Source organism: Pseudomonas sp. DP-17, from assembly GCF_022380625.1.
Classification (GTDB): Bacteria; Pseudomonadota; Gammaproteobacteria; order Pseudomonadales; family Pseudomonadaceae; genus Pseudomonas; species Pseudomonas nitroreducens_A.
The window spans coordinates 186,306-209,800 of the sequence record NZ_JAKSXG010000009.1; the positions used below are offsets into that span (position 1 = coordinate 186,306).

The following is a 23,495-nucleotide window of genomic DNA, read 5'->3' on the forward strand; positions in this document are numbered from 1 at the left end:
ACAACCCGTCCGGCGGGCCGCAAGTGCCGCGACAGTCGATCATCGTATGCTGTCGTGTGTGGCTTCTCCCCGCTTTCATCCTTTGATCCGGTCGCCCGATGAGCGGCCACTGAGGAAGCTATGAGCAAAACCAACGAATCCCTGCTGCAACGTCGTCAGGCCGCCGTACCGCGCGGTGTAGGCCAGATCCACCCGGTCGTCGCCGAGCGCGCCGAGAACTCCACCGTGTGGGACGTCGAAGGTCGCGAGTACATCGACTTCGCCGGCGGCATTGCCGTACTGAACACCGGTCACCTGCACCCGAAAGTGATCGCCGCCGTTCAGGAGCAACTGACCAAGCTGTCCCACACCTGCTTCCAGGTGCTGGCCTACGAGCCCTACATCGAGCTGGCCGAAGAGATCGCCAAGCGCGTTCCGGGCAACTTCCCGAAGAAGACCCTGCTGGTCACCTCCGGCTCCGAAGCCGTTGAAAACGCCGTCAAGATCGCCCGTGCCGCCACCGGCCGTGCTGGCGTGATTGCCTTCACCGGCGCCTATCACGGCCGTACCATGATGACCCTGGGCCTGACCGGCAAGGTCGTTCCGTACTCCGCTGGCATGGGCCTGATGCCGGGCGGCATCTTCCGCGCCCTGGCTCCGTGCGAACTGCACGGCGTGAGCGAGGACGAGTCGATCGCCAGCATCGAGCGCATCTTCAAGAACGATGCCCAGCCGCGCGACATCGCAGCCATTATCATCGAGCCGGTTCAGGGCGAGGGTGGCTTCTACGTCAACTCCAAGGCCTTCATGCAGCGCCTGCGCGCCCTGTGCGACGAGCACGGCATCCTGCTGATCGCCGATGAAGTACAGACCGGCGCTGGCCGTACCGGCACCTTCTTCGCCACCGAGCAACTGGGCATCGTTCCGGACCTGACCACCTTCGCCAAGTCCGTTGGCGGTGGTTTCCCGATCTCCGGTGTTTCCGGTAAAGCCGAAATCATGGACGCCATCGCTCCCGGCGGCCTGGGCGGCACCTACGCCGGCAGCCCGATCGCCTGCGCCGCGGCCCTGGCCGTGCTGAAAGTGTTCGAGGAAGAGAAGCTGCTGGAGCGTTCGCAGGCTGTTGGCGAGCGTCTGAAGGCTGGTCTGCGCGACATCCAGGCCAAGCACAAGGTGATCGGCGACGTTCGTGGCCTGGGTTCGATGGTTGCCATCGAGCTGTTCGAAGGCGGCGACCACAACAAGCCGGCAGCCGAACTGGTCAGCAAGATCGTGGTTCGTGCCCGTGAGAAAGGTCTGATCCTGCTCTCCTGCGGTACCTACTACAACGTGATCCGCTTCCTGATGCCCGTCACCATCCCTGACGCGCAACTGGAAAAAGGCCTGGCCATCCTGGCCGAGTGCTTCGACGAGCTGGCCTGAGCCTCACCGCGCTGACGGTTCAAGAGAAAGGCCCGCGCAAGCGGGCCTTTTTTTGTGGGCATTTTTTGTGCGCTCTCGTTTTGTGCGAAATGTCCGCCGAAGTTGACGGCGCGCATGGGAAAGCTTGTGGGCTTTGGACTACGCTGCGCAGTATCCGAAGGCCGTTGGCCGGCGGCATCCGAAGGACCGGGCACTCGGCAAGGAAGGCTCTGGATCGGTTGCTTCCGCCCGCGACGGCATACGTCCCGAGCGAGGTGTGATTCATGAGCGTTTCTCCCGGCGTGCTGGTCGCGGCCAGCGACCCCTGGAGCCGCGAGCTGCTCGGCCAACTGGTGCTGAGCGTGCGCTGCGACGCAAACGTCGAATACTGCGAAGACGGTGACACGGCCATTGCGGCCTGCCGTCGGTTTCCTTTCGCCCTGATCCTGGCCGAGCGCGAGCTGCCTGGCAGCGACGGCCTGGAATTGCTGCGCCACGTGCGCATGCGCCGCCGCGGGCCGGTGGCACAGCCCTTCATTCTGATCAGTTCCAAGGCCGATGCGGCCAGCGTGCGCGCCGTCGTGCCGCTGGCACCCACGGCGTACCTGGTCAAACCCTTCAACGCTGAGAATTTGCGCGAGCGCCTGCGCTCCCTGCTACTGGCGCCGGGCGAGAATGTCATCTGCGAGCTGCCAACCCTGGAGGAAAGCCTGTCGCTGGAGCGTTTCCTCCAGACCGAGCGCGACGCCACCGAGGGCGCGCCGCTGATGGGCGAGGTCGGTGCGGCGGTGAACCGTTGCATGGAGGCCAGCGAGATCAACCTGGAGATGCTCGAGCGGGATTTCGGCCACGACCCGCAGATCACCGCTTGTCTGATCTCCGCTGCCAACAGCGCCGCGCGGCATGTCGGCATGCCCTGCCAGACGCTGATGCAGGCGCTCTCGCGCCTGGGCGTGGCGCAGGCGCTGAACCTGATGCTGGCGGTGGCGCTGCAGCGCGCCGCGACCCTGGAAGACCCGCTGCTCAAGTTGCGCGCCGAACATTTCTGGGAGATGTCTCGCCACACTGCCGACGCTGCCTTCGCCCTTGCCGAATCCCTGGGGGACGACGCTGATCGCTGCTTCACTGCCGGCCTGCTGCATTGCCTGGGCGACCTCGCGCTGCTGCGCAGCCTGCAGGACTGGCACAGCGCCGGTGGCGCGCTGAGCGAGGCGGAAGTGGACAAGACGCTGAAGGACTACGGCGCCGCTTTCGGCTCTGCGCTGCGCACCCGCTGGCGGCTGCCGCTGGAGCTGCGCAATCTGATCGCCGCCGCCTACGCCATTGAAAACGGCGTGTTCAGCCGCGAGGCGCTGATCGTCAATCTCGCCGCAACTGCGGCGCGTCTGCCCGAAGAGGAGCTGCCCAGGCTCAAGGACCACAAGGCCGCGCGCATGCTGCAACTGACGCCGGCGCAGCTGGGCTACCTCGGGCGCACCTGAGTTTTCAGGACGTGTAGTAGTACTTCTTCGCCCAGGCGTAGGGGCGTTGCCTTTCGGCGCACCAGTCCACGAAGCTGCCTTCGGGGTGTGCCGAATAGGCCTGCCAGTCATCCAGCAGAGCCGTGAGCTGCGCGACTTCGTCGGACTGGCGAGTGAACGGACCGGCGTCCGGTGCCTCGGTGATGAGTCCGGTCGCGAGCGCCAACGCTTCGCGCGTGTCGGCCGGTTCGCCGATGAAAACTCCCTCGTCCAGATGGTGCGTCGCGTAGTCCGCGGCGCCCAGGGCGAAATCGATCAATCGGTAGCGAACAGCGACATCGTCCGGGCCGGTTACCAGCGCCCGGCGCAGGAGGTCGCCATCATTCTGCAGCAGCCCCAGCCAGCGCAGCGGCGCGTGCGCCGCCGGTTCGTCGTCGATCCAGGCTTGCAGAGTCGGGAACAGGAAGCGCACGAGCAGCGGCTGGGCGAGGAACTGGTGGGCTTCGCGGGTCTGGCTGTGCAGCGTGAGTATCTGCAGGCTCAGTTCGCGGGCTGGCCGGGATGCGGGGGCAGGGGCGTTGCGCAGGAATCCTTCGAGGGCGGCAAACGCCTCGCGACGCACACCTCGGCTGCGGGCGCGGGCGTAGTCCGCCAGCGCTTGCAGGCCGGGCAGGCTCGCCAGTTCATCGGCGAGCCGTTCCAGTCCTTCGAAGTTGTCCTGGTTCCAGTAGTCCATGAATCGATGCGCTTAGCGCGTGGCCAGCAGTTCCTTGCCACGCAAGACGGCGGCGCGGACCTGATTCGGTGCGGTGCCGCCGATGTGGTCGCGGGCGTTCACCGAGCCTTCCAGGGTCAGCACGGCGAACACGTCGTCATCGATCTGGTCGCTGAACTGGCGGAGTTCGTCCAGGCTCATCTCGGCCAGGTCCTTGCCGCTGTCGACACCATACTTCACGGCGTGGCCGACGATTTCGTGGCAGTCGCGGAACGGCAGGCCACGGCGTACCAGGTAGTCGGCGAGGTCGGTGGCGGTGGAGAAGCCCCGACGGGCCGCTTCGCGCATGATCTCGCGCTTGGGCTTGATTGCCGGCACCATGTCGGCGAAGGCACGCAGGCTGTCGCGCAGGGTGTCGGCAGCGTCGAACAGCGGCTCCTTGTCTTCCTGGTTGTCCTTGTTGTACGCCAGCGGCTGGCCCTTCATCAGGGTCAGCAGGCCGGCGAGGTGGCCAAAGACGCGGCCGGACTTGCCGCGCACCAGCTCCGGGACGTCCGGGTTCTTCTTCTGCGGCATGATCGAGGAGCCGGTGCAGAAACGGTCGGGCAGGTCGATGAACTGGAACTGGGCACTGGTCCAGAGCACCAGCTCTTCGGAGAAGCGCGACAGGTGCATCATCGCCACCGCGGCGGCTGCGCAGAATTCGATGGCGAAGTCACGGTCGGAGACGCCATCCAGCGAGTTGCCGGAGATCGCTTCGAATCCCAGCAGTTCGCAGGTGATGGTCCGGTCGATCGGGTAGGTGGTGCCGGCCAGCGCGGCGCTGCCCAGGGGCATGCGGTTGGCGCGCTTGCGGCAGTCCACCAGGCGCTCGTAGTCGCGGCTGAGCATTTCGAACCAGGCCAGCAGGTGGTGGCCGAAGGTCACCGGTTGAGCCGTCTGCAGGTGCGTGAAACCGGGCATGATGGTGTCGGCTTCGGCCTCCGCCAGGCCCAGCAGGCCCTGCTGAAGGCGGGTGATTTCGGCCAGGATTAGGTCGATCTCGTCGCGCAGCCACAGGCGGATGTCGGTGGCCACCTGGTCGTTGCGCGAGCGGCCGGTGTGCAGCTTCTTGCCGGTGACGCCGATGCGGTCGGTCAGGCGCGCCTCGATGTTCATGTGCACGTCTTCCAGGTCGACGCGCCAGTCGAAGGTGCCGGCCTCGATCTCGCTCTGGATCTGCTTGAGGCCGTCGATGATGGTGTCGCGCTCGCTGTCCGTCAGCACGCCGACCCTGGCCAGCATGGTGGCGTGGGCCATGGAGCCCATGATGTCGTGGCGGTAGAGGCGCTTGTCGAAGTCGACGGAAGCGGTGAAACGGGCGACAAAGGCATCGACGGGCTCGCTGAAGCGGCCGCCCCAGGACTGGTTGGTCTTCTCTACGCTCATGACTCTCTCTCGCTGAAACGGGCAGGCGCGGCGCGCGGCCTGCAGGAAGGGCAAAGTGCGACGATAATAGCAGGCTGCAGGGCAAAACCGGCGGCGCGTTGGCGGGTTGGGACCGGGGAGCGGCGGGTCGATTGTCGCGGCTGCCCGGCCGATCCTTGCGCTGGCCGACAATTCCAGCCTTTTGCCATCACGCGGCGCTTGCCGCCAGGCAGGCGCTTACGGAAACTGCGTCGATGTCCAGACTGACGAAGACCGGCGACCAGCCGGCGACCAACGAAGACTTCTTCATTCCCGAACTCTGCCAGCCCGAGGCGCTGTTCAGCCTGGTGCTGCTGGCCGAGCTGCTGGTGCTCGTGCTGGTGCTTGCCGAGCCGATGACGCCCAGCTTCAACTGGGTACGCCTGGCGCTCTCGTCGCTGTTCGTGCAGTGGATCGTGCTGCTCTCGGCCGGTTTGCTCTGTCAGCTGCGCCCGCTGATGGCGCGCTGGCCTGCGTGGTTTTCGGGCGTGCTCAGTTGTGCGCTGGTGATCCTGCTGACCCTGGCCTGCACCTGGGTGGCGGATTATTTCTCCCTGGGCGGGCCGATGTCGCGAACCGGCGAGGTCAACCTGTACCTGCGGCATGCGTTGATTGCGCTCATCATGTCCACGCTGTTGCTACGCTACTTTTATCTCCAGAGCCAATGGCGACGGCAGGAACAGGCTGAGCTGCGGGCACGGATCGAATCGCTGCAGGCGCGTATCCGTCCGCACTTCCTGTTCAACAGCCTGAACAGCATCGCCAGCCTGATCGAGATCGATCCGGGCAAGGCCGAGCTGGCGGTGTTGAATCTTTCGGACCTTTTCCGCGCCAGCCTGGCCAAACCTGGAACATTAATTTCCTGGGGGGAGGAACTTGAGCTGGCCAGACGCTATCTTTCCATTGAGCAGTTCCGTCTTGGCGACCGGTTGCAGATGGACTGGCAAGTGAACGGCGTACCCGATGGCGTGCCGATTCCACAGCTGACGCTGCAGCCGCTGCTCGAAAACTCACTGATTTATGGCATCCAGCCGCGCATCGAAGGCGGTCTGGTGAAAGTTGAGGCGGACTACCGTGACGGTGTGTTCCAGCTCTGCGTGAGCAACCCTTACGACGAATCGACCGAGGCGCTGCCCAAGAAGGGGACCCGGCAGGCCCTGCAAAATATTGCAGCGCGACTTGCGGCACTTTTCGGGCCAAAAGCTAGTCTCACCGTCGAACGCCGTGACGGACGGCACTTCACCTGTCTACGCTATCCATGTGCGCGTCTCATGCAGGAAGCCTGAGCTTATGAATGTCCTGATCGTCGATGACGAACCCCTGGCGCGAGAGCGCCTGGCCCGGCTGGTGGGGCAACTGGACGGCTATCGCGTCCTCGAGCCATCCGCCAGCAACGGCGAAGAAGCGCTGACGCTGATCGACAGCCTGAAGCCGGATATCGTCCTGCTGGATATCCGCATGCCCGGCCTGGACGGGCTTCAGGTGGCCGCCAAGCTGTGCGAGCGCGAAGCCCCGCCCGCGGTGATCTTCTGCACCGCCCATGATGAATTCGCCCTGGAGGCGTTCCAGGTCAGTGCGGTCGGCTACCTGGTCAAACCGGTCCGCAGCGAGGACCTGGCCGACGCCCTGAAGAAAGCCTCGCGGCCCAACCGCGTGCAGCTCGCGGCGCTGACCAAGCCTCCAGCCGCTGGCGGCCCCGGCCCTCGCAGCCATATCAGCGCGCGGACCCGCAAGGGGATCGAGCTGATTCCCCTGGAAGACGTGATCTTCTTCATAGCCGACCACAAGTACGTGACCCTGCGCCACGCGGGCGGTGAAGTGCTGCTGGACGAGCCGCTGAAGGCGCTGGAAGACGAGTTCGGTGATCGCTTCGTGCGTATCCACCGCAACGCGCTGGTCTCCCGCGAGCGCATCGAGCGCCTGCAGCGCACGCCGCTGGGGCACTTCCAGCTCTACCTGAAAGGCCTCAATGGCGATGCGCTGACCGTCAGCCGCCGCCATGTCGCGGGCGTGCGGCGACTCATGCATAACCTGTAGCGACACAGTGCCGCAGCGCATGAAGCCCGGGGGGCGGCCCCTGGGCTTTTCGTTTGCGTGAGCTGTTATCATGCGGGCACTTTCTTGCACGCTTCCTTTGCCTGGAAATGCCCATGTCTCGCGAAATCCGTATCGCCACGCGCCAGAGCGCCCTGGCACTCTGGCAGGCCGAATACGTCAAGGCCCGCCTGGAAGAGGCCCACCCCGGCCTGACCGTGACCCTCCTGCCGATGACCAGCCGCGGCGACAAGCTGCTGGACGCGCCGCTGGCGAAAATCGGCGGCAAGGGCCTGTTCGTCAAGGAGCTGGAAACCGCCCTGCTGGAGAACGAAGCGGACATCGCCGTGCACTCCATGAAGGACGTGCCGATGGACTTCCCCGAAGGACTGGGCCTGTACTGCATCTGCGAACGTGAAGACCCGCGCGACGCCTTCGTCTCCAACACCTACGCGAGCCTCGACGACCTGCCCGCCGGCAGCGTGGTCGGTACCTCGAGCCTGCGCCGCCAGGCCCAGCTGCTGGCCAGCCGCCCGGACCTGCAGATCCGCTTCCTGCGCGGCAACGTCAACACCCGTCTGGCCAAGCTCGATGCCGGCGAGTACGACGCGATCATCCTCGCCGCCGCCGGCCTGATCCGCCTTGGCTTCGAAGACCGCATCCGCTCCTCCATCAGCGTCGAAGCCAGCCTGCCGGCAGGCGGCCAGGGCGCGGTGGGCATCGAGTGTCGTACCGCCGATGCGGAAATCCACGCCCTGCTGCAGCCGCTGCATCACCGTGAGACCGCCCTGCGGGTGACCGCCGAACGCGCGCTGAACAAGCGCCTGAATGGCGGCTGTCAGGTGCCCATCGCCTGCTACGCCATCCTCGAAGGCGATGAGCTGTGGTTGCGCGGCCTGGTCGGCCAGCCCGACGGCACCGAACTGCTGCGCGCCGAAGCCCGTGCGCCGTTCGCCGAAGCCGAGACCCTCGGCGTGAAGGTCGCGGAAGACCTGCTAGGCCAGGGCGCCCAGGAAATTCTCAATGCGGTCTACGGTGAGGCCGGTCACCCGTGAGCCGTTGGCGGCTGCTGCTGACCCGTCCCGAAGAGGATTGCGCGGCGCTCGCCGTCACCCTCGCCGAACACGGTATCCACGGCGACTGCCTGCCTTTGCTGGCGATCACGCCGCGCGAAGAGACACCCGTCGAGCGCAGCCTGATTCTTGACCTGGACCGCTACTGCGCGGTTATCGTGGTCAGCAAGCCCGCGGCGCGCCTGGGTCTGGAGCGGGTCGACCGCTACTGGCCGCAAGCACCGCTGACCCAGCGCTGGTTCACTGTCGGCGCCGCCACGGCGGCTATCCTCGAAGACTACGGTCTGGATGTGGTCTGCCCGCAGGACGGCGACGACAGCGAGGCCCTGCTGGCCCTGCCCGAGTTCGCGCAGGCCCTGCAGGTGCATGATCCGAAGGTGCTGATCATGCGCGGCGAGAGTGGCCGAGAATTCCTCGCCGAGCGCCTGCGCGGCCAAGGCGTGGCGGTCGACTATCTGGAACTCTACCGGCGCGAAATGCCGGCTTATCCCCGGGGCGAATTGCTGCGGCGAATCCAGGGGGAGCGTTTGAACGCCATCGCGGTCAGTAGTGGGCAGGGGCTGGAGCACCTGCGTCAGCTGGCCGCGGAGGATTGGCCGCAAGTGAGCGCCATGCCGTTGTTCGTGCCCAGCCCGCGAGTGGCAGAGCAGGCGCGGGGGATGGGCGCGCTGCAAGTAATCGATTGCCGGGGCGCCAGCCCAGCGGCATTAATGGAAGCGTTGAGAAGCGCCGACTAGAACAATTTTCGAGCGAAGGATGGATCTGTGAGCGAAGCCGTCACTCCCCAAGAGACTTCACCAACATCGTCCAGTCCGGCCGCAGCGCCGGCCCCGCGCAAGGGCGGCACGGGCATCGCCCTGCTGGCCCTGCTGGTCGGCGCCGCCGGCCTCGCCGCAGGTGGCTGGGGTGTCTGGCAGGTCCAGCAACTCAAGGGCGCCGAGCAGCAACGCGCCGCGCAGCTGGAAGACGCCCGCGCGCAGGCGCAGGCCGTCCAGAGCGCCAATGCGGCGCTGGACAAGCGTCTGGATAGCCTGCCCAACCCCGATGAGCTCGAAGCCCGTCGTCGCCTGGTGGTTGAACTGCAGGGTGACCAGCAGCAGCTGGCCAAACAGGTCAAGCAGGTGCTGGGGCAGGGCCGCCAGCAGTGGCGGCTGGCCGAGTCCGAGCACCTGCTGCGCCTGGCAGCGCTGCGTCTCTCCGCATTGCAGGATATCGACAGCGCCACCGAGTTGGTCCAAGGCGCGGACGACATCCTGCGCGTGACCAATGATCCGGGCGCCTTTGCCGCGCGCGCGCAACTGGCCAAGAGCCTCGAAGCGCTGCGTGCGCTGCCGCGTCCGGACCGCACCGGATTGTTCCTGCAACTGGGCGCGCTGCGTGACCAGGCGGCCCAGCTGCAACCGCTGAATCCCGCCTTCAAGCCCTCTGACACGACCACTGGGCCGAACACCGCCTGGAGCGACGGCAACGATCGCTGGAGCGAGTGGTGGGATCGTGTCTCGCAATACGTGCGCATCGACTTCAACGCAGGCCAGGATATTCGTCCGCTGCTTTCCGGCCAGCAGCTGGATCGCGTCCGTCTCGCCCTGAGCCTCGCCCTGGAACAGGCGCAATGGGCCGCGCTGAATGGCAAGCAGGATGTCTACCAGCAGGCCTTGAAGCAGGCCAAGCAGATTGTCGGCGATTTCTTCAACGCCGACCTCGCCGACAGCCGCGCTCTGGTTGCGCGCCTGGATGAACTCAGTGGCCAGGCGGTCAGCGTGCAGACGCCGGACCTCGGCCCGGCCCTGAGCTCGCTGCAGGCCTACCTGTCGCGCCGCGAGAACGCGGTGCAGCAGCAGGAGGCGGTGGCGCCGGACGCGGGGACCCAGCCATGAGCCGCGTCTATGTCCTGATCCTCGCCGTGATCCTGGCGGCCACGCTGGTCGGCCTGGCTGTGGCCGAGCAATCCGGCTACGTGCTGATCGCCTACAAGAGCTTCCGCTACGAATCCAGCCTGTGGACCTTCCTCGCGCTGCTGGCGCTGCTCTGGGTGATCTACCTCGCCGTGCGCCTGGTCCTGCGCCTGCTGGGTGTCTCCGGCCGTGTCGTCAACCCCTGGTCGCGCTTCAACCGTCGTCGCCGCTCGCAACTGGCTGAGGAACACGGCCAGCGCGACCTCGCCGAGGGCCATTGGGCACAGGCGCTGCGTCACCTGCGCCGCGCTGCCGAGTTGAGCGACCGTCCGCTGCCGCATTACCTGGGCGCCGCCCGCGCGGCCAACGAACTGGGCAAGACCGAGGAGTGTGACGAGCTGCTGGACCGCGCCCAGGAGCGCGAGCCCGGCGCCGAACTCGCGGTGGGCCTGACCCGCGCCCAGTTGTTGATCAACCGTGGCGACTTCAGCCACGCCCGCGTGGTGCTGGACAAGTTGCACCAGGACCACCCGCGGCATCCGACCGTGCTGCGCCTGCTCCAGCAGCTCTATGTCAGCCTCCACGAATGGCAGGCGCTATGCGTGCTGCTGCCCGAGCTGCGCAAGGAGCGCGTGCTGCAGAACGCCGAACTGGCGGACCTGGAGCGCCGCACCTGGATGGCCGCGCTGGGCGAGGCGGGCGAGCAGGGTATCGGCCAGGGCGAAAGCAGCCTGCAACCGCTGACCCAGCGTTGGCAGAACGTGCCTTCCAATCTTCGCGCACAGCCGCCGCTGGTGGCCGCCTATGCCGAGCAGCTGCTGCGCCTGGGTGCGCCGGAAGAAGCCGAGGAGGTGCTGCGCAAGGCACTCAAGGAAGGCTACGACAGCCGCCTGGTGCATCTCTATGGCCGTGCCCGAGGCCGCGATGCCGCGCACCAGCTGAAGACTGCCGAAGGTTGGCTGAAGCAGCACGGCGAAGATCCCGAACTGCTGCTCACCCTCGGTCGCCTGAGCCTGCAGAACAAGCTGTGGGGCAAGGCGCGCGAGTATCTGGAGGCCAGCCTGGCCCGCCAGCGCAGTGCTGAAACCTGTGCCGAACTGGCACGCCTGCTGGCGCAGCTGGGCGAAGTGGAACGCAGCAACCAGTTGTTCCAGGAAGGCCTTGGACTGCTTGCGCCGCCGGTATCGCTGCCGGTCGCCGTGCGGGCCTGACCCGGTCGACGGAAGTGAAACGGCGCCCGAGGGCGCCGTTCTCGTTTTCAGGGGTTGCCGTAGCGAATGCGGTAGATCGCGCCGTTCTGGTCATCACTGACCAATAGCGAGCCGTCTGGCGCCACCAGTACATCCGCCGGCCGCCCCAGCACCTCGCCGCTCTTGTCGAGCCAGCCTTCGGCGAACACGCTCTGGCGTTTCAGCGTCCCATCGTCGTTGAGCTCGACGCGCTTCACCCGATAGCCGATCTTCTGCGTCCTGTTCCACGATCCATGTTCGGCGATGAACAGGCTGTTGCGGTATTCGGCGGGGAACTGCTCGCCGGTGTAGAAGCGCAGCCCCAGCGCGGCTACGTGCGGGCCCAGCTTGGCGACTGGCGGAGTGAAGGCGGAGCAAGGTTTCTTGCCTTCCTCAGGGTCGGCGATGTCGCCCTGGTGGCAGTCCGGATAGCCGAAGTCCTCGCCCATCCTGCTGACCTTGTTCAGCTCGTCATCGGGCTTGTCGTCGCCGAGCATGTCGCGTCCGTTGTCGGTGAACCACAGCTGCTTGGTCTGCGGGTGCCAGGTGAAGCCGACGGTATTGCGGATGCCGTAGGCGACCACTTCCCGCGCGCTGCCATCGGCGTTCATGCGCTGCAGGTTGGCGTATTGCTCGCGGTCCGGGCGACAGATGTTGCACGGTGCGCCGACCGGTACGTAGAGCTTGTCGTCCGGGCCGAAGGCGATGAATTTCCAACCGTGCGCGGTTTCCTTCGGAAACTGCGCCGGCAGTTCCTCGGCCTTGGGAGGCGCGTCAAGGTGCGCCTCGATGTCGCGCAACACGACGATGCGGTTGATCGACGACACGTACAGGTCGCCCTTGTGAAAGGTCACGCCAACGGGCATCTGCAGGCCATCGGCGAGCGCCTTTACCTGGCCATCGGGCTTCACCGCGTAGACCTTGTCGGAGGAGCGACTGCCGACGAAAAGCGTGCCGTTTTCGCCCCAGGCCATGGCGCGGGCGCCGGGCACCTGGTCGGTGAGCAGGCTGATGCCGAAGCCTTCTGGCAGTCGGATCTGGCTGAGATCTACGGCAGCAATAGCTGGTACTGCTGTCAGGGAAAGCAGCGAGCAAAGCAGGAAATGACGACGCATGGCATGGATTCCCGGATGAGTGCCATGGCCAGTCTAGACAGTCGCCTTGAACTGATCGGCCTGTTTCCTCTACCGTAGCGGCCTTTCCTGCAACAGCGCTTTTCAGCGGAGCCGCCATGAACCTGGCCAGCCCTCGTTCCCTGTTCTTCCTTGCCTTCCTCGCTTGCGTCGCCATGCTCGGCACGGGCTTCTACCTGCAGTACATGGTCGGCCTGGAACCGTGCCCGCTGTGCATCCTGCAGCGCATCTTCTTCGCCGGCTGCGGTCTGTTCTCCCTGATCGCTGCGCTGCACGGTCGTGCGCCGCGCGTGTACTCGGTGCTGATCCTGCTCAGCGCCCTGGCTGGCGCCGGCACCGCGGGCCGCCAGGTATGGCTGCAGACCCTGCCGCCGGACCAGTTGCCGTCCTGCCTGCCGCCGCTGGAATACATGATGGAAAGCATGCCCTATGCCGACATCATCTGGACCATGTTCCACGGTTCGGCCGATTGCGCCGAGGTGTCCTGGACCCTGCTCGGCCTGAGCATTCCGGAGTGGAGTCTGCTGGCCTTCATCGGCTTCGCCCTGTTCGCCATCGTGCAGTTCTTCCGCCGCCGCGGCTGAGCGTCGCATCTCAATTCGCCATGGCCTGCGCCTCATCGGCGCAGGCCAGAGGCGTCGCGGCCTATCGATTAAACGCTCGTATGAATTTTCCCGATGCCTGTGTCTTGAAGGCGTTAACGGGCGGGCATACTCTGGTTTTCCACTCCGTCGGAAAGCCGCCGCCGAACAAGGTTCATACATCGCGGACGTCGAGATTCGACAGAATATTGTCCCGGGGCGGACTTTGCCGGGACGGCGAAAAGGGAAGTGAGGACAACATGCTCGAGAGCTGCCGTAATGCCCAGGAACGTTGGGGAGGCGTACACCAGCTGATCGACCGCTGGTTGCGGGATCGACATGAATTGGTCCGGGCATTCGATTCCCTGGACGGTGTCCAGGCGCCGAAGACCAACGCCGAAAATCTCCAGAACTTCTGCCAGCTCCTGCTCGACTACGTGTCGGCGGGCCACTTCGAAGTCTACGAACAGCTGATGAACGAGGCTCAGGCCTTCGGCGATACGCGCGGCCTGGAACTGGCCAAGCAGATCTACCCGCGGCTGGAGACCATCACTGCCAACGCGCTTAACTTCAATGATCGCTGCGACAACGGTGACTGCCGCGAAGGCACTTGCCTGACCAGTGAGCTGAAGACCCTGCGTCAGCAACTGCACGAACGTTTCGAGCTGGAAGATTGCCTGATCGAAGTGCTGCACAACTCGCACGAGCAGAAAGCCGTCACGGCCTGATCGTCGAGTTGCCCGATGGCGGCGCGAGCGCTTGAAGCACTCGCGCCGTTTTCGTTTTCGTATTGAGTCCGTGCCGTTGATGCCTATCGCGGACGGAGTCCGCTCCTACCCAAGGTTCGACTCCGCATGGGAGCGGATTCTGTGTGCGCTGTTCGAGCCGCGTATTCCATGCGCGCAAAGCTAAAAAATTCGCGCCGTTCGGCAGCTTGCTCCTGTGTTCTCGCCGTCTTTTCCGGTGATGAATCACGGCAGAAAGCCGGCCGTAACGGCGACGGCGAACGCGTGCCCGCCAGAGCATTTTCACCGTGTCGTGATCGCGATTTTTGCGACGTGCTGACGCGCCTCGAAAGCCTGCCAGTCCTCCTTCGTCGCTGCCGCTGTGTGTTGCACGAAACGCTCTGCGACGGGCATTTCCGGCTTGTCCTGAAAATTTATTTTTCGCCGGCAAACGCACGCGCCACGGGCGTTTGCGCGGTCAGGCCGATGGTGCCAACGGAACCAAGTGCGTGAGGCAGCGTCACTGAGTGAGTGAAAGAACGCGCCTTCGCGCACTGCTGAAAACCTCTGAAGCCAGTGCCTGCTGCGGCCTGCAGCACAATTGGGACATTGGCGAGAGGCCATCAGCGGGGCTAGTATGGGCGCAACCACGTCCGCCAGGAGGCACGTCATGTCGGCCAACAAGAAACCTGTCACTACCCCTCTGCACCTGCTGCACCAGTTGTCCAACAGTCTGATCGAACACCTCGAAGGTGCCTGCAAGCAGGCGCTCGTCGATTCCGAAAAGCTGCTCGCCAAGCTCGAGAAACAACGTGGCAAGGCTCAGGAGAAGCTGCACACCGCACGCACCAAGCTGCAGGACGCGACCAAGGCCGGCAAGGCAAAGGCGCAGGCCAAGGCCAAGTCGAGCATCGCTGAGCTCGACAGCGTGCTGGATGTTTTGAAGACCCGCCAGACTGAAACCCGTGCCTACATTGCCAACCTCAAGCGCGATGTGCAGGAGAGCCTGAAGCTCGCCCAGGGCGTGACCAAGGTGAAGGAAGCCGCTGGCAAATCGCTCGCTACCCGCAAGCCGGCTGCTGCCGCTGCCAAACCGGTTGCCAAGGTTGCCACCAAGCCCGCCGCTAAAGCCGCTGCCAAGCCTGCTGCGAAGCCGGCCGCCAAGGTTGCCGCTGCCAAGCCCGCTGCCGCTAAACCGGCCGCCAAGCCTGCTGCCAAGGCCGCTGCCAAACCGGCTGCCAAGACTGCCGCTGCCAAGCCCGCCGCCAAACCGGCTGCCAAGCCTGCTGTGAAAGCCGCTGCCAAACCGGCTGCCAAGCCTGCTGTGAAAGCCGCTGCCAAACCGGCTGCCAAGCCTGCTGTGAAAGCCGCTGCCAAACCGGCTGCCAAGCCTGCTGCGAAAGCCGCTGCCAAACCGGCCGCCAAGCCTGCTGCCAAACCGGCCGCGAAGACCGCTGCCGCCAAACCCGCGACGGCCAAGCCGGCCGCTAAAGCGGCGGCTAAGCCCGCTGCGAAAGCCGCTGCTAAACCGGCCGCAAAACCCGCAGCGAAGCCTGCCACCGCTGCCGCCAAACCGGCTGCCAAGTCTGCTGCGAAGCCCGCTGCTGCTGCCAAACCGGCTGCCAAGCCTGCCGCGAAACCGGCTGCCAAACCGGCGGTGAAAGCCGCCGCCAAGCCGGCCGCGAAACCTGCCGCCAAGCCTGCTACTGCCAAGCCTGCCGCCGCTGCCAAACCGGCTGCTCCGGCTGCCCCGAGCGCACCGGCTGCCCAGCCGAGCACTCCAGCTGCTACCCCGGTTGCCAGTGCCACTCCGGCACCGGCTGCTCCGGCCAGCAGCACCTCCTCCAGCGCTTCCTAAGGCTCAGGAGAGGCTCGCCGCGGTGCGCAGGGTTTCCCGCGCATCGCGGCGCAAGCCGCATGCCTCGCCAGGCACGGCCTCCAGCCAGCGCGCCAGATCCTTCGCTTCATCCCGTGGCCAGTCCTTCGCCACTGTCTCCAGCCTCCCCAGCAACACCTTTTCCGCTTCCAGTTCGAGCTGCTTGATCCGTTCGCGCAGTGACGCCAGCTCCGCATCCTGCTTCGCCGATTCTCGCCAGCGTTGACGCAGAGAACGCAACGGCACGACCACCTCTTCGCGCCATCCCCGCGCCGTGCTTTCCAGCTCGCTCATTCGCGACGCCGCGAAGGCCACGCCGGTGTTGCCCAGCCACGCCGACGCGAGCAGCAGGCAGACATCCGCACCGCCTTCCTGCAGGGCCAGGCAGGCCGCCTCAACCCCAGGCCGGGCGTAGAGTTTCAGCGCATACGACCAGACATCATCAGACATAGACCACCCACAGCGATTGCCAGGCGAAGCTGATAAACTCCGCCGCCATGATTCGACTACAAGATCTTACGCTACAGCGTGGCCCCCAGCGTTTGCTGGAAGGTGCCGAACTCACCCTGCACGCCGGACAGAAAGTCGGCCTGATCGGCGCCAACGGCGCCGGCAAGTCGAGCCTGTTCGCCCTGCTGCGCGGCCAGCTCGGCCAGGACGCCGGCGACTGCTACCTGCCCGCGGACTGGCGCATCGCGCACATGCGCCAGGAAGTCGATACCCTCGACCGCCTCGCCGTCGACTACGTGCTCGATGGTGACGTGCACCTGCGCAGGATCCAGGCGGACCTCGCCGCGGCCGAAGACGCCCACGACGGCACCGCCCTGGCGCGCCTGCACAGCGAGCTGGACAGTGCCGACGGATACACCGCCGACGCCCGCGCGCGCAAGCTGCTGGCGGGCCTCGGCTTCACGTCCGAGCAGATGGATCGCCGCGTCGGCGACTTCTCCGGCGGCTGGCGGATGCGCCTGAACCTGGCGCAGGCGCTGATGTGCCCGTCCGAACTGCTGCTGCTCGACGAACCCACCAACCACCTCGACCTCGACGCCATCCTCTGGCTGGAAGAGTGGCTCAAGGGCTACCCGGGCACGTTGCTGCTGATCTCCCACGACCGCGATTTCCTCGACGCGGTGGTGGACAACATCGCGCACCTCGAACAGCGCAAGCTGACGCTGTACCGCGGCGGCTACTCGGCCTTCGAGCGTACCCGCGCCGAACGCCTGGCCCAGCAGCAACAGGCGTACGAGAAGCAGCAGGCGCAACGCGCCCACATGGAAAAGTACATCGCCCGCTTCCGCGCCCAGGCTACCAAGGCCCGCCAGGCACAGAGCCGGATCAAGGCGCTGGAGCGCCTGGAAGAGCTGGCGCCGGCCCACGTCGACTCGCCGTTCGACTTCGCCTTCCGCGAGTCCGACAAGATCTCCAGCCCGCTCTTGAACCTCTCCGAAGCCCGCCTGGGCTACGGCGACAAGACCGTGCTGGAAAAGGTCAAGCTGCAGCTGGTGCCCGGTGCGCGCATCGGCCTGCTCGGCCCCAACGGTGCGGGCAAGTCCACCCTGATCAAGACCCTGTCCGGCGACCTGTCGCTGTTGTCCGGCGAGCTTGCCCGTGGCGAGAACCTCGCCATCGGCTACTTCGCCCAGCATCAGCTCGACTCGCTGGACCCCAAGGCCAGCCCGTTGCTGCACCTGGCGCGCATCGCACCGGCCGAGCGCGAGCAGACCCTGCGCGACTTCCTCGGCGGCTTCGATTTCCGCGGCGAGCGCTGCGACGAACCGGTGCTGAATTTCTCCGGTGGCGAGAAGGCACGCCTGGCCCTGGCGCTGATCGCCTGGCAGAAGCCCAACCTGCTGCTGCTCGACGAACCGACCAACCACCTCGACCTGGAGATGCGCCTGGCGCTGACCCTGGCGCTGCAGGAGTTCTCCGGCGCCGTGGTGGTGGTATCGCACGATCGTCACCTGCTCAAGAGCACCACCGACGAATTCCTGCTGGTGGCCGACGGGCGTATCCAGGAGTTCGACGGCGATCTCGAGGACTATGCCCGCTGGCTGGTGGATTTCCGTGCGCGGCAGGCGCCGTCGTCGCCCGCCGTTCCCGCTGGCGACAAGACCGACAAGCGCGCCCAGCGCCAGGCTGCCGCTGCCCTGCGTCAGCAGCTCGCCCCGCACAAGCGCGAGGCGGACAAGCTGGAAAAGGATTTGGGCAAGGTCCATGAGCAGCTGGCCGAGCTCGAACAGCGCCTGGGCGACAGCGCGCTCTACGAGTCCTCGCGCAAGGATGAACTGCGTGAGCTGCTGGCCCGCCAGGCGACCCTGAAGACCCGCGAAAGCGAGCTGGAAGAGTCCTGGCTGATGGCCCTGGAAACCCTCGAAGAGCTGCAGCGCCAGCTCGAGGCCAGTGAGTGATGGATGACGTGAACCTGCTGGTGGCGTGGAGCGAACCGCTGCTGCGTGGCGGGCAGATCATTCTCATCCTGCTGCTGGCCTGGCTGGTGCAACGCGTCGTGACGCGCGCCATCAGCCGTCTTGGCGAGCGTTATCCGATGCCGCCGGAGTTGCTGTTGCCGCTGCGCGGCGGCCTGCGCTGGTTGATCATGGGCTCGGCGGTGATGCTGGTGCTGGAGCGCCTGGGCGTCTCCGCCGATGTGCTGTGGGCGGCGCTGACCGGCTTCGCCGCGGTCGCGGCGGTGGCGTTCTTCGCGATCTGGAGTGTGCTGTCCAACCTGTTCTGCGCCCTGATGATCTTCACCATGGGACCGTTCCGCCTGGGCGACCGGGTGGAAGTCATCGAATCCGCCGACAAGCCCGGCGTGAAAGGGCGGGTGATTGCCATCAACCTGCTCTACACCACACTGGAAGAAATAGCCGAGGACGGTACGCCCGGCGCTCTGCTGCAGGTACCGAACAACCTGTTCTTCCAGAAGGCCATTCGCCGTTGGCGCGGGCCGAATTTCCCCACCACCCCCTGACGGACGCCTGCCACTATGGAATGGCTTACTAGCCCTGAGATCTGGGTTGCCTTTCTGACCCTGACTGCCCTGGAAATCGTACTGGGCATCGACAACATCATCTTCATCTCGATCCTGGTCAGCCGCCTGCCGGCCGCCCAGCAACCCAAGGCGCGCTTCTTCGGCCTGGCGCTGGCGATGGGCACGCGGATCCTGCTGCTGCTCTCGATCACCTGGGTGATGCGCCTGACCGCCGACCTGTTCACCGTGTTCGACCATGGTATTTCCGGACGCGACCTGATCCTGTTCTTCGGCGGCCTGTTCCTGCTGTTCAAGAGCACCATGGAGATCTACCACAGCCTCGAAGGCGCGGAAGAGGGTGGCCAGCAGGGCGGCAAGTCCCGCGGCTTCATGGGCATCATCATCCAGATCGCGATCATTGACATCGTCTTCTCCCTGGACTCGGTGATCACCGCCGTCGGCCTGGTACAGCACGTGCCGGTGATGGTCGCGGCCATCGTCATCTCGGTCGGCGTGATGATGCTCTCGGCCGGCACCATCAGCGCCTTCATCGAGAAACATCCGTCGCTGAAGATGCTGGCGCTGTCGTTCCTCATCGTGGTCGGCACCGTGCTGATCGCCGAAGCCTTCGAGATCCACGTGCCCAAGGGCTACGTGTACTTCGCCATGGCCTTCTCGCTGGCGGTGGAGGCAATCAACATCCGCCTGCGCGGCGCCCTGGCACGCAAGCGCGGCGAGGAGCCGGTGAAGCTGCGCAAGGACATTCCGAGCTGATCGGTCTGTCGTGAAAGACAAAGCCCGGCCCAGTGCCGGGCTTTCTGTTTGGCTCCCGATTGCAGGAGCGGGCCATGCCCGCGACCGCGCGCAGGGCGCGCTCCTAGGGGTATTCGCAGATGCTCGTCGGCAATACTGGGCGAGCCGGTGCGACTGAGGCACACTGGCTGCCCGTAACAAATTATTGCGCCTGCCTGGGCGCCATGAGGTCCGCCAATGCTCGCCAGTACCTGGTTCGCCTTCTTCATCGCCTGCTGGGTGATCAGCCTGTCGCCCGGCGCCGGGGCCATCGCCTCAATGTCCTGTGGACTGCAATACGGTTTCTGGCGCGGTTACTGGAATGCCCTGGGCCTGCAGGTCGGCCTCGCGCTGCAGATCGCCATCGTCGCCGCCGGCGTCGGCGCGCTTCTCTCGGCTTCGGCCCTGGCGTTCAGCGCGATCAAGTGGTTCGGCGTGATCTACCTGGTCTACCTCGCGTACCGCCAGTGGACGGCGGCGCCGCAGGTGATGACGGCGAGCGGCGAGCGCCCCTCAGGCCGGCCGCTGACCCTGGTGCTGCGTGGTTTCCTGGTCAATGCCAGCAACCCCAAGGCGGTGATTTTCATGCTCGCGGTGCTACCGCAGTTCGTCGACCCGCACCGTCCGATGGCGATCCAGTACATCATCATGGGCGCGACCATGATCACCGTCGACCTGATCGTCATGGCCGGCTACACCGGCCTGGCCGCGCGCGTGCTGCGCGCCTTGCGCTCGCAGCGCCAGCAACGGGTGATGAACCGGACCTTCGCCACTCTGTTCGTAGGCGCCGCCGCGCTGCTTGCCACAGTGCGCCGCGCGCCGGCCTGAGGGTCTTTTTCCGGAGCTCCGGAGTATCCCTGCGGATGCTTCGGACACAACCTTGCGGGACATTCTCCTTGCATAGACGGAAACCTGAGGTGACAATTTAACCTCTTTCATTCTCATTTGCCTTCCCGTATGCGCCCCTCCAAACTTTGCGTCTGGCTGTTGCCGCTGGTCGGTCTTTTCAGCCTTGGAGCTCACGCCGACACGGCTGTCGACCCTTCCCAAGCCCTTCACCTGCTCAGCTATCTCGCTGCCGATTACCCGGCCACCGTCACCGATGGCAAGGTCGTCGATGAGAGCGAATACAAGGAGCAGGTGGAGTTCGTCGGCAATCTGCAGACGCTGATCGCCACCCTGCCGGCCGTGCCCCAGCGCACCGACCTGGAACAGGACGCCGCCAGCCTCAAGCAGGCTATCGAGCAGCGCCAGCCAGGCAAGCAGGTCGCCCAGCAGGCCCGCCACCTGGAGGTGCGCATCGCCGATATCTACCAGGTGGTGCAGACTCCCTCGATCACCCCGGACCCGACCCGTGCCGCCGAGATCTACACCCAGCAGTGCTCCATCTGCCATGGTGACGCCGGCAAGGGCGACGGCCCGGCGGGGATCGGTCTGGAGCCGCCGCCAGCCAACCTGACCGACCGCGCGCGCCTCGACCATCTGAGCCTGTACGACCTGCGCAACGTCATTGGTCTGGGCGTTTCCGGCACCGACATGCCGGCCTTTGCCGACCAGCTCGACGAGCGTCAGCGCTGGGACCTGGCCGCGTATATCGCGGGCCTGAGCGCCGCTCAGGCCAAGCCCGATCCGGCCCACGCCTACCCGTTGGGCACCCTCGCGACGCTGACCCCGGAAGAGGTCGCCGAGCGCGATGGCGAGGCTGCGGCCGAGAGCTTCCGTGCCCTGCGCGCCCACCCGCCGCTGGAGCATCGCGGGCCCGCGCAGCAGATCGACTACACCACCGCGACCCTGGACAAGAGCTTCGCCGTGTACCGCTCCGGCGACCACGACCAGGCCTATGACCTGTCCGTGGCGGCCTACTTGGAAGGCTTCGAGCTGGTGGAAAGCTCGCTGGACAACGTCGACGCCGACCTGCGCAAGGCCACCGAAAAGCAATTGATGGCCTACCGCCAGGCGCTGCGTGACGGCCGGCCGGAAGCCGAGGTGGCCCAACAGTTGGACCTGGCCAAGGCCAAGCTGGCGGATGCCGCCAAGGCCTTGAGCGGTGACTCGCTGAGCACCTCCATCAGCTTTGTCTCGGCCCTGCTGATCCTCCTGCGCGAAGGCGTGGAGGCAATCCTGGTGCTCGCCGCCATTCTCGCCTTCCTGCGCAACACCGGGCAGGAGAAGGCCGTGCGCGGCGTCCACATCGGCTGGGGCCTGGCCTTCGTTGCCGGCTTCGCCACCTGGGCGGTCGCGGCTTATGTCATCGACATCGGCGGTGCCCAGCGCGAGCTGATGGAAGGCTTCACCTCGCTGTTCGCCTGCGTGATGGTGCTCTGGCTTGGCGTGTGGATGCACGACCGTCGCCACGCGGCGGCCTGGCAGGACTATATCCGCAGCAGTCTGGTCGGTGGCGGTGGCCGCTTCGGCTTCGCGGTGCTGGCGTTCTTCTCGGTGTACCGCGAGCTGTTCGAAGTCATCCTGTTCTACGAGACCCTCTGGCTGCAGGCTGGCCCAACCGGTCACAACGCCGTGATCGCCGGCGCGGGCACTGCCGTGGTGATCCTGATCGCCATCGCTTTCGTGATCCTGCGTGGCTCGGCTAAGCTGCCGCTGAAGCTGTTCTTCACCGTCAACGCCGCGCTGCTCTGCGCCCTTTCGGTGGTCTTCGCCGGCCACGGCGTGGTCGCCCTGCAGGAGGCCGGGGTGATCGGCACCCGCCCCGTGCCGTTCTTCGACTTCGACTGGCTCGGCATCAAGGCCGACGCCTACTCGCTGTCGGCGCAGGCGCTGGCGCTGCTGGCTGTGCTCGTGCTCTACGGGCGCAGCTACTTCTCCGAGCGCCGCAAGGCCGCCGAGATCGCCTCGTCTTGAGTCGACACACGACGGCCAGTGCGATACTGGCCGTCGTGCTTTTCGAAGGATGGTTTTCCCTGATGCGTATCTGGATCGACGCCGACGCCTGCCCGCGCGCGGCCAAGGAGCTGGTGGCAAAGTTCGCCCTGAAGCGCAAGCTGGCGGTGGTGATGGTCGCCGGCCAGCCCGTGGCCAAGCCGCCGTTCGCCTGTGTCAGCCTGGTGGTGGTGCCCAGCGGGATGGACGCCGCCGACGATTACCTGGTGGAAAAGGCCGAGCCTGGCGACCTGGTGATCTGCAGCGATGTGCCGCTGGCAGACCGGCTGGTGAAGAAGGGCGTCGATGCCCTGGACCCGCGCGGTCGCGAGTTCGACGAGAAGAACATGGGCGAGCGCCTGGCTGTGCGCAACCTGTTCACCGACCTGCGCGAGCAGGGCCAGGTGGGGGGAGGGCAAGCGCCCTACGGGGACAAGGACAGGCAGGCGTTTGCCAATAGCCTGGACCGCTTGCTGACGCGGCTGATGCGCGAGGCGGAGAATCGCAAGGCTTGAAATGAAAACGCCCGGCAATGCCGGGCGTTTTCATATTCATGCAAGGTGGGCCGTGCGCAGGAGCGGACGTTGTCCGCGACGGCTTCCGGCGCGATGCGGACCTATCGCGGACGGAGTACGCTCCTACGGTTTCAGGCCAGCTCCAGCACCCGGTCGACCGCCTTGTTGATGCCGCTGGCGGCTTCGGCGATGGACTGCGCGAGCATGTAGGCCGGAGTGGTGACCAGCTTGTGGTCCTTGTCCTCGACGATGTCTTCCACCGCGCAGTCGATATGCTTGGCGCCCATGCTGGTCAGCGCCTGGGCGGTGCCTTCGTCGGTGCCGATGGTGCATTCCACGCCTTCGCCGTAGATGCGCGCGGCCATGGCAGGAGCGATGCAGAACAGGCCGACCGGCTTCTTCGCTGCGGCGAAGGCCTTGGCCAGGGCCAGTACGTCGGGCTGCACCTGGCACTGGTCGCCCTTGAAGGCGAAGTCGCTCAGGTTCTTCGCGGCGCCGAAGCCGCCGGGCACGACCAGCGCATCGAAGTCGTCCACCTTCGCCTCGCGGATGTCCTTGATCTCGCCGCGGGCGATGCGCGCGGACTCCACCAGCACGTTGCGCTGTTCGGTCATTTCCTCACCGGTCAGGTGATTGAGCACATGGTGCTGCGCGATGTCCGGCGCAAAGCATTGCACCTGTGCGCCGCGCTGGGAAAGGCGCAGCAGGGTGATCACGCTTTCGTGGATTTCCGCGCCGTCGTAGACGCCGCAGCCGGAGAGGATAACGGCAACTTTCTTCATGAACTGCTCCT

At 65.7% G+C, this 23,495-nt stretch carries 22 protein-coding genes; 17 read left to right on the top strand and 5 right to left on the bottom strand.

Features of this window, described 5'->3' with window-relative positions; all coding sequences use genetic code 11:
- Positions 1-120: 120 nt before the first annotated feature.
- Together gabT and MJ122_RS15365 are read left to right on the top strand one after the other, a co-directional pair.
- Positions 121-1,401: a 4-aminobutyrate--2-oxoglutarate transaminase gene (gene gabT, locus MJ122_RS15360; protein ID WP_017521342.1), complete on the top strand. Its 1,281-nt coding sequence runs from the start codon at positions 121-123 to the stop codon at positions 1,399-1,401.
- Between the two features lie 263 nt (positions 1,402-1,664).
- Complete coding sequence (locus MJ122_RS15365; protein WP_239744728.1) at positions 1,665-2,861, top strand: HDOD domain-containing protein; 1,197 nt, start codon at positions 1,665-1,667, stop codon at positions 2,859-2,861.
- Between the two features lie 4 nt (positions 2,862-2,865).
- Here MJ122_RS15365 and MJ122_RS15370 read toward each other — a convergent pair whose 3' ends face one another.
- Both MJ122_RS15370 and argH read right to left on the bottom strand, forming a co-directional pair.
- Positions 2,866-3,576: a hypothetical protein gene (locus tag MJ122_RS15370; RefSeq protein ID WP_239744729.1), complete on the bottom strand. Its 711-nt coding sequence runs from the start codon at positions 3,574-3,576 to the stop codon at positions 2,866-2,868.
- 12 nt (positions 3,577-3,588) lie between these two features.
- Positions 3,589-4,983, bottom strand: a complete 1,395-nt coding sequence (argH, locus tag MJ122_RS15375) for an argininosuccinate lyase (protein WP_239744730.1) — start codon at positions 4,981-4,983, stop codon at positions 3,589-3,591.
- A 233-nt stretch (positions 4,984-5,216) separates the two neighbouring features.
- Here argH and MJ122_RS15380 point away from each other — a divergent pair, with 233 nt between their 5' ends.
- From MJ122_RS15380 to MJ122_RS15405, 6 genes are all read left to right on the top strand, one after another.
- Entirely contained in the window at positions 5,217-6,287 is a 1,071-nt protein-coding gene (locus MJ122_RS15380) for a sensor histidine kinase (RefSeq protein WP_088415865.1), read from the top strand.
- Between the two features lie 4 nt (positions 6,288-6,291).
- On the top strand, positions 6,292-7,038 hold the full coding sequence (gene algR / locus MJ122_RS15385; RefSeq protein ID WP_017521347.1) for an alginate biosynthesis regulator AlgR: 747 nt from the start codon (positions 6,292-6,294) through the stop codon (positions 7,036-7,038).
- A 113-nt stretch (positions 7,039-7,151) separates the two neighbouring features.
- Positions 7,152-8,090 carry a hydroxymethylbilane synthase gene (gene hemC, locus MJ122_RS15390; protein WP_088415866.1) on the top strand — a complete coding sequence of 313 codons (939 nt, stop codon included), beginning with the start codon at positions 7,152-7,154 and terminating at the stop codon, positions 8,088-8,090.
- Positions 8,087-8,845, top strand: a complete 759-nt coding sequence (locus MJ122_RS15395; protein ID WP_239744731.1) for a uroporphyrinogen-III synthase — start codon at positions 8,087-8,089, stop codon at positions 8,843-8,845. Before hemC ends, MJ122_RS15395 begins: the two co-directional genes overlap by 4 nt.
- Before the next feature lie 27 nt (positions 8,846-8,872).
- The gene (locus tag MJ122_RS15400; RefSeq protein ID WP_088415868.1) at positions 8,873-9,985 is read left to right on the top strand and encodes a uroporphyrinogen-III C-methyltransferase; all 1,113 of its coding nucleotides are present in this window, start codon (positions 8,873-8,875) and stop codon (positions 9,983-9,985) included.
- Entirely contained in the window at positions 9,982-11,214 is a 1,233-nt protein-coding gene (locus tag MJ122_RS15405) for a heme biosynthesis HemY N-terminal domain-containing protein (protein WP_088415869.1), read from the top strand. Before MJ122_RS15400 ends, MJ122_RS15405 begins: the two co-directional genes overlap by 4 nt.
- A gap of 47 nt (positions 11,215-11,261) precedes the next feature.
- On the opposite strand, the gene MJ122_RS15410 is transcribed toward MJ122_RS15405, so the two are convergent.
- Positions 11,262-12,347 (bottom strand): PQQ-dependent sugar dehydrogenase, encoded by a 1,086-nt coding sequence (locus tag MJ122_RS15410; protein WP_239744732.1) that lies wholly within the window; start codon positions 12,345-12,347, stop codon positions 11,262-11,264.
- 116 nt (positions 12,348-12,463) lie between these two features.
- Here MJ122_RS15410 and MJ122_RS15415 point away from each other — a divergent pair, with 116 nt between their 5' ends.
- From MJ122_RS15415 to MJ122_RS15425, 3 genes are all read left to right on the top strand, one after another.
- Positions 12,464-12,949 carry a disulfide bond formation protein B gene (locus MJ122_RS15415; RefSeq protein ID WP_017521353.1) on the top strand — a complete coding sequence of 162 codons (486 nt, stop codon included), beginning with the start codon at positions 12,464-12,466 and terminating at the stop codon, positions 12,947-12,949.
- Positions 12,950-13,206: 257 nt separating this feature from the next.
- On the top strand, positions 13,207-13,674 hold the full coding sequence (locus MJ122_RS15420) for an Rsd/AlgQ family anti-sigma factor (RefSeq protein WP_017521354.1): 468 nt from the start codon (positions 13,207-13,209) through the stop codon (positions 13,672-13,674).
- Between the two features lie 667 nt (positions 13,675-14,341).
- A complete protein-coding gene (locus MJ122_RS15425; protein WP_239744733.1) occupies positions 14,342-15,529 on the top strand; it encodes an AlgP family protein in 1,188 nt (395 codons plus the stop codon).
- Positions 15,530-15,532: 3 nt separating this feature from the next.
- On the opposite strand, the gene MJ122_RS15430 is transcribed toward MJ122_RS15425, so the two are convergent.
- Positions 15,533-15,997, bottom strand: coding sequence for a TIGR02444 family protein (locus tag MJ122_RS15430; RefSeq protein ID WP_239744734.1), 465 nt, complete (start codon positions 15,995-15,997; stop codon positions 15,533-15,535).
- Between the two features lie 47 nt (positions 15,998-16,044).
- On the opposite strand from MJ122_RS15430, the gene MJ122_RS15435 reads away from it, so the two are divergent.
- From MJ122_RS15435 to MJ122_RS15460, 6 genes are all read left to right on the top strand, one after another.
- A complete protein-coding gene (locus MJ122_RS15435) occupies positions 16,045-17,955 on the top strand; it encodes an ATP-binding cassette domain-containing protein (RefSeq protein WP_239744735.1) in 1,911 nt (636 codons plus the stop codon).
- Positions 17,955-18,518: a mechanosensitive ion channel family protein gene (locus MJ122_RS15440; protein WP_088415874.1), complete on the top strand. Its 564-nt coding sequence runs from the start codon at positions 17,955-17,957 to the stop codon at positions 18,516-18,518. The genes MJ122_RS15435 and MJ122_RS15440 overlap by 1 nt, the downstream gene beginning before the upstream one ends.
- 15 nt (positions 18,519-18,533) lie before the next feature.
- Positions 18,534-19,292, top strand: a complete 759-nt coding sequence (locus MJ122_RS15445; RefSeq protein WP_088415875.1) for a TerC family protein — start codon at positions 18,534-18,536, stop codon at positions 19,290-19,292.
- 216 nt (positions 19,293-19,508) lie between these two features.
- A complete protein-coding gene (locus MJ122_RS15450) occupies positions 19,509-20,138 on the top strand; it encodes a LysE family transporter (protein ID WP_239744736.1) in 630 nt (209 codons plus the stop codon).
- 129 nt (positions 20,139-20,267) lie between these two features.
- A complete protein-coding gene (locus MJ122_RS15455; RefSeq protein WP_239744737.1) occupies positions 20,268-22,169 on the top strand; it encodes a cytochrome c/FTR1 family iron permease in 1,902 nt (633 codons plus the stop codon).
- A 62-nt stretch (positions 22,170-22,231) separates the two neighbouring features.
- A complete protein-coding gene (locus MJ122_RS15460) occupies positions 22,232-22,702 on the top strand; it encodes a YaiI/YqxD family protein (protein WP_239744738.1) in 471 nt (156 codons plus the stop codon).
- A gap of 131 nt (positions 22,703-22,833) precedes the next feature.
- Here MJ122_RS15460 and elbB read toward each other — a convergent pair whose 3' ends face one another.
- Positions 22,834-23,484: an isoprenoid biosynthesis glyoxalase ElbB gene (gene elbB / locus MJ122_RS15465; protein ID WP_088415878.1), complete on the bottom strand. Its 651-nt coding sequence runs from the start codon at positions 23,482-23,484 to the stop codon at positions 22,834-22,836.
- Between the last annotated feature and the right edge of the window lie 11 nt (positions 23,485-23,495).

Excerpts from the sequence above, each read along its gene's own strand:
- elbB (WP_088415878.1), bottom strand. The coding sequence starts at position 23,484 with ATGAAGAAAGTTGCCGTTATCCTCTCCGGCTGCGGCGTCTACGACGGC.
- MJ122_RS15430 (WP_239744734.1), bottom strand. The coding sequence starts at position 15,997 with ATGTCTGATGATGTCTGGTCGTATGCGCTGAAACTCTACGCCCGGCCT.
- hemC (WP_088415866.1), top strand. The coding sequence starts at position 7,152 with ATGTCTCGCGAAATCCGTATCGCCACGCGCCAGAGCGCCCTGGCACTC.
- algR (WP_017521347.1), top strand. The coding sequence starts at position 6,292 with ATGAATGTCCTGATCGTCGATGACGAACCCCTGGCGCGAGAGCGCCTG.
- MJ122_RS15440 (WP_088415874.1), top strand. The coding sequence starts at position 17,955 with ATGGATGACGTGAACCTGCTGGTGGCGTGGAGCGAACCGCTGCTGCGT.
- MJ122_RS15405 (WP_088415869.1), top strand. The coding sequence starts at position 9,982 with ATGAGCCGCGTCTATGTCCTGATCCTCGCCGTGATCCTGGCGGCCACG.
- MJ122_RS15425 (WP_239744733.1), top strand. The coding sequence starts at position 14,342 with ATGTCGGCCAACAAGAAACCTGTCACTACCCCTCTGCACCTGCTGCAC.
- MJ122_RS15445 (WP_088415875.1), top strand. The coding sequence starts at position 18,534 with ATGGAATGGCTTACTAGCCCTGAGATCTGGGTTGCCTTTCTGACCCTG.
- MJ122_RS15415 (WP_017521353.1), top strand. The coding sequence starts at position 12,464 with ATGAACCTGGCCAGCCCTCGTTCCCTGTTCTTCCTTGCCTTCCTCGCT.
- MJ122_RS15410 (WP_239744732.1), bottom strand. The coding sequence starts at position 12,347 with ATGCGTCGTCATTTCCTGCTTTGCTCGCTGCTTTCCCTGACAGCAGTA.
- MJ122_RS15435 (WP_239744735.1), top strand. The coding sequence starts at position 16,045 with ATGATTCGACTACAAGATCTTACGCTACAGCGTGGCCCCCAGCGTTTG.
- MJ122_RS15370 (WP_239744729.1), bottom strand. The coding sequence starts at position 3,576 with ATGGACTACTGGAACCAGGACAACTTCGAAGGACTGGAACGGCTCGCC.
- MJ122_RS15460 (WP_239744738.1), top strand. The coding sequence starts at position 22,232 with ATGCGTATCTGGATCGACGCCGACGCCTGCCCGCGCGCGGCCAAGGAG.
- gabT (WP_017521342.1), top strand. The coding sequence starts at position 121 with ATGAGCAAAACCAACGAATCCCTGCTGCAACGTCGTCAGGCCGCCGTA.
- MJ122_RS15420 (WP_017521354.1), top strand. The coding sequence starts at position 13,207 with ATGCTCGAGAGCTGCCGTAATGCCCAGGAACGTTGGGGAGGCGTACAC.
- MJ122_RS15365 (WP_239744728.1), top strand. The coding sequence starts at position 1,665 with ATGAGCGTTTCTCCCGGCGTGCTGGTCGCGGCCAGCGACCCCTGGAGC.
- MJ122_RS15455 (WP_239744737.1), top strand. The coding sequence starts at position 20,268 with ATGCGCCCCTCCAAACTTTGCGTCTGGCTGTTGCCGCTGGTCGGTCTT.
- MJ122_RS15450 (WP_239744736.1), top strand. The coding sequence starts at position 19,509 with ATGCTCGCCAGTACCTGGTTCGCCTTCTTCATCGCCTGCTGGGTGATC.
- argH (WP_239744730.1), bottom strand. The coding sequence starts at position 4,983 with ATGAGCGTAGAGAAGACCAACCAGTCCTGGGGCGGCCGCTTCAGCGAG.
- MJ122_RS15380 (WP_088415865.1), top strand. The coding sequence starts at position 5,217 with ATGTCCAGACTGACGAAGACCGGCGACCAGCCGGCGACCAACGAAGAC.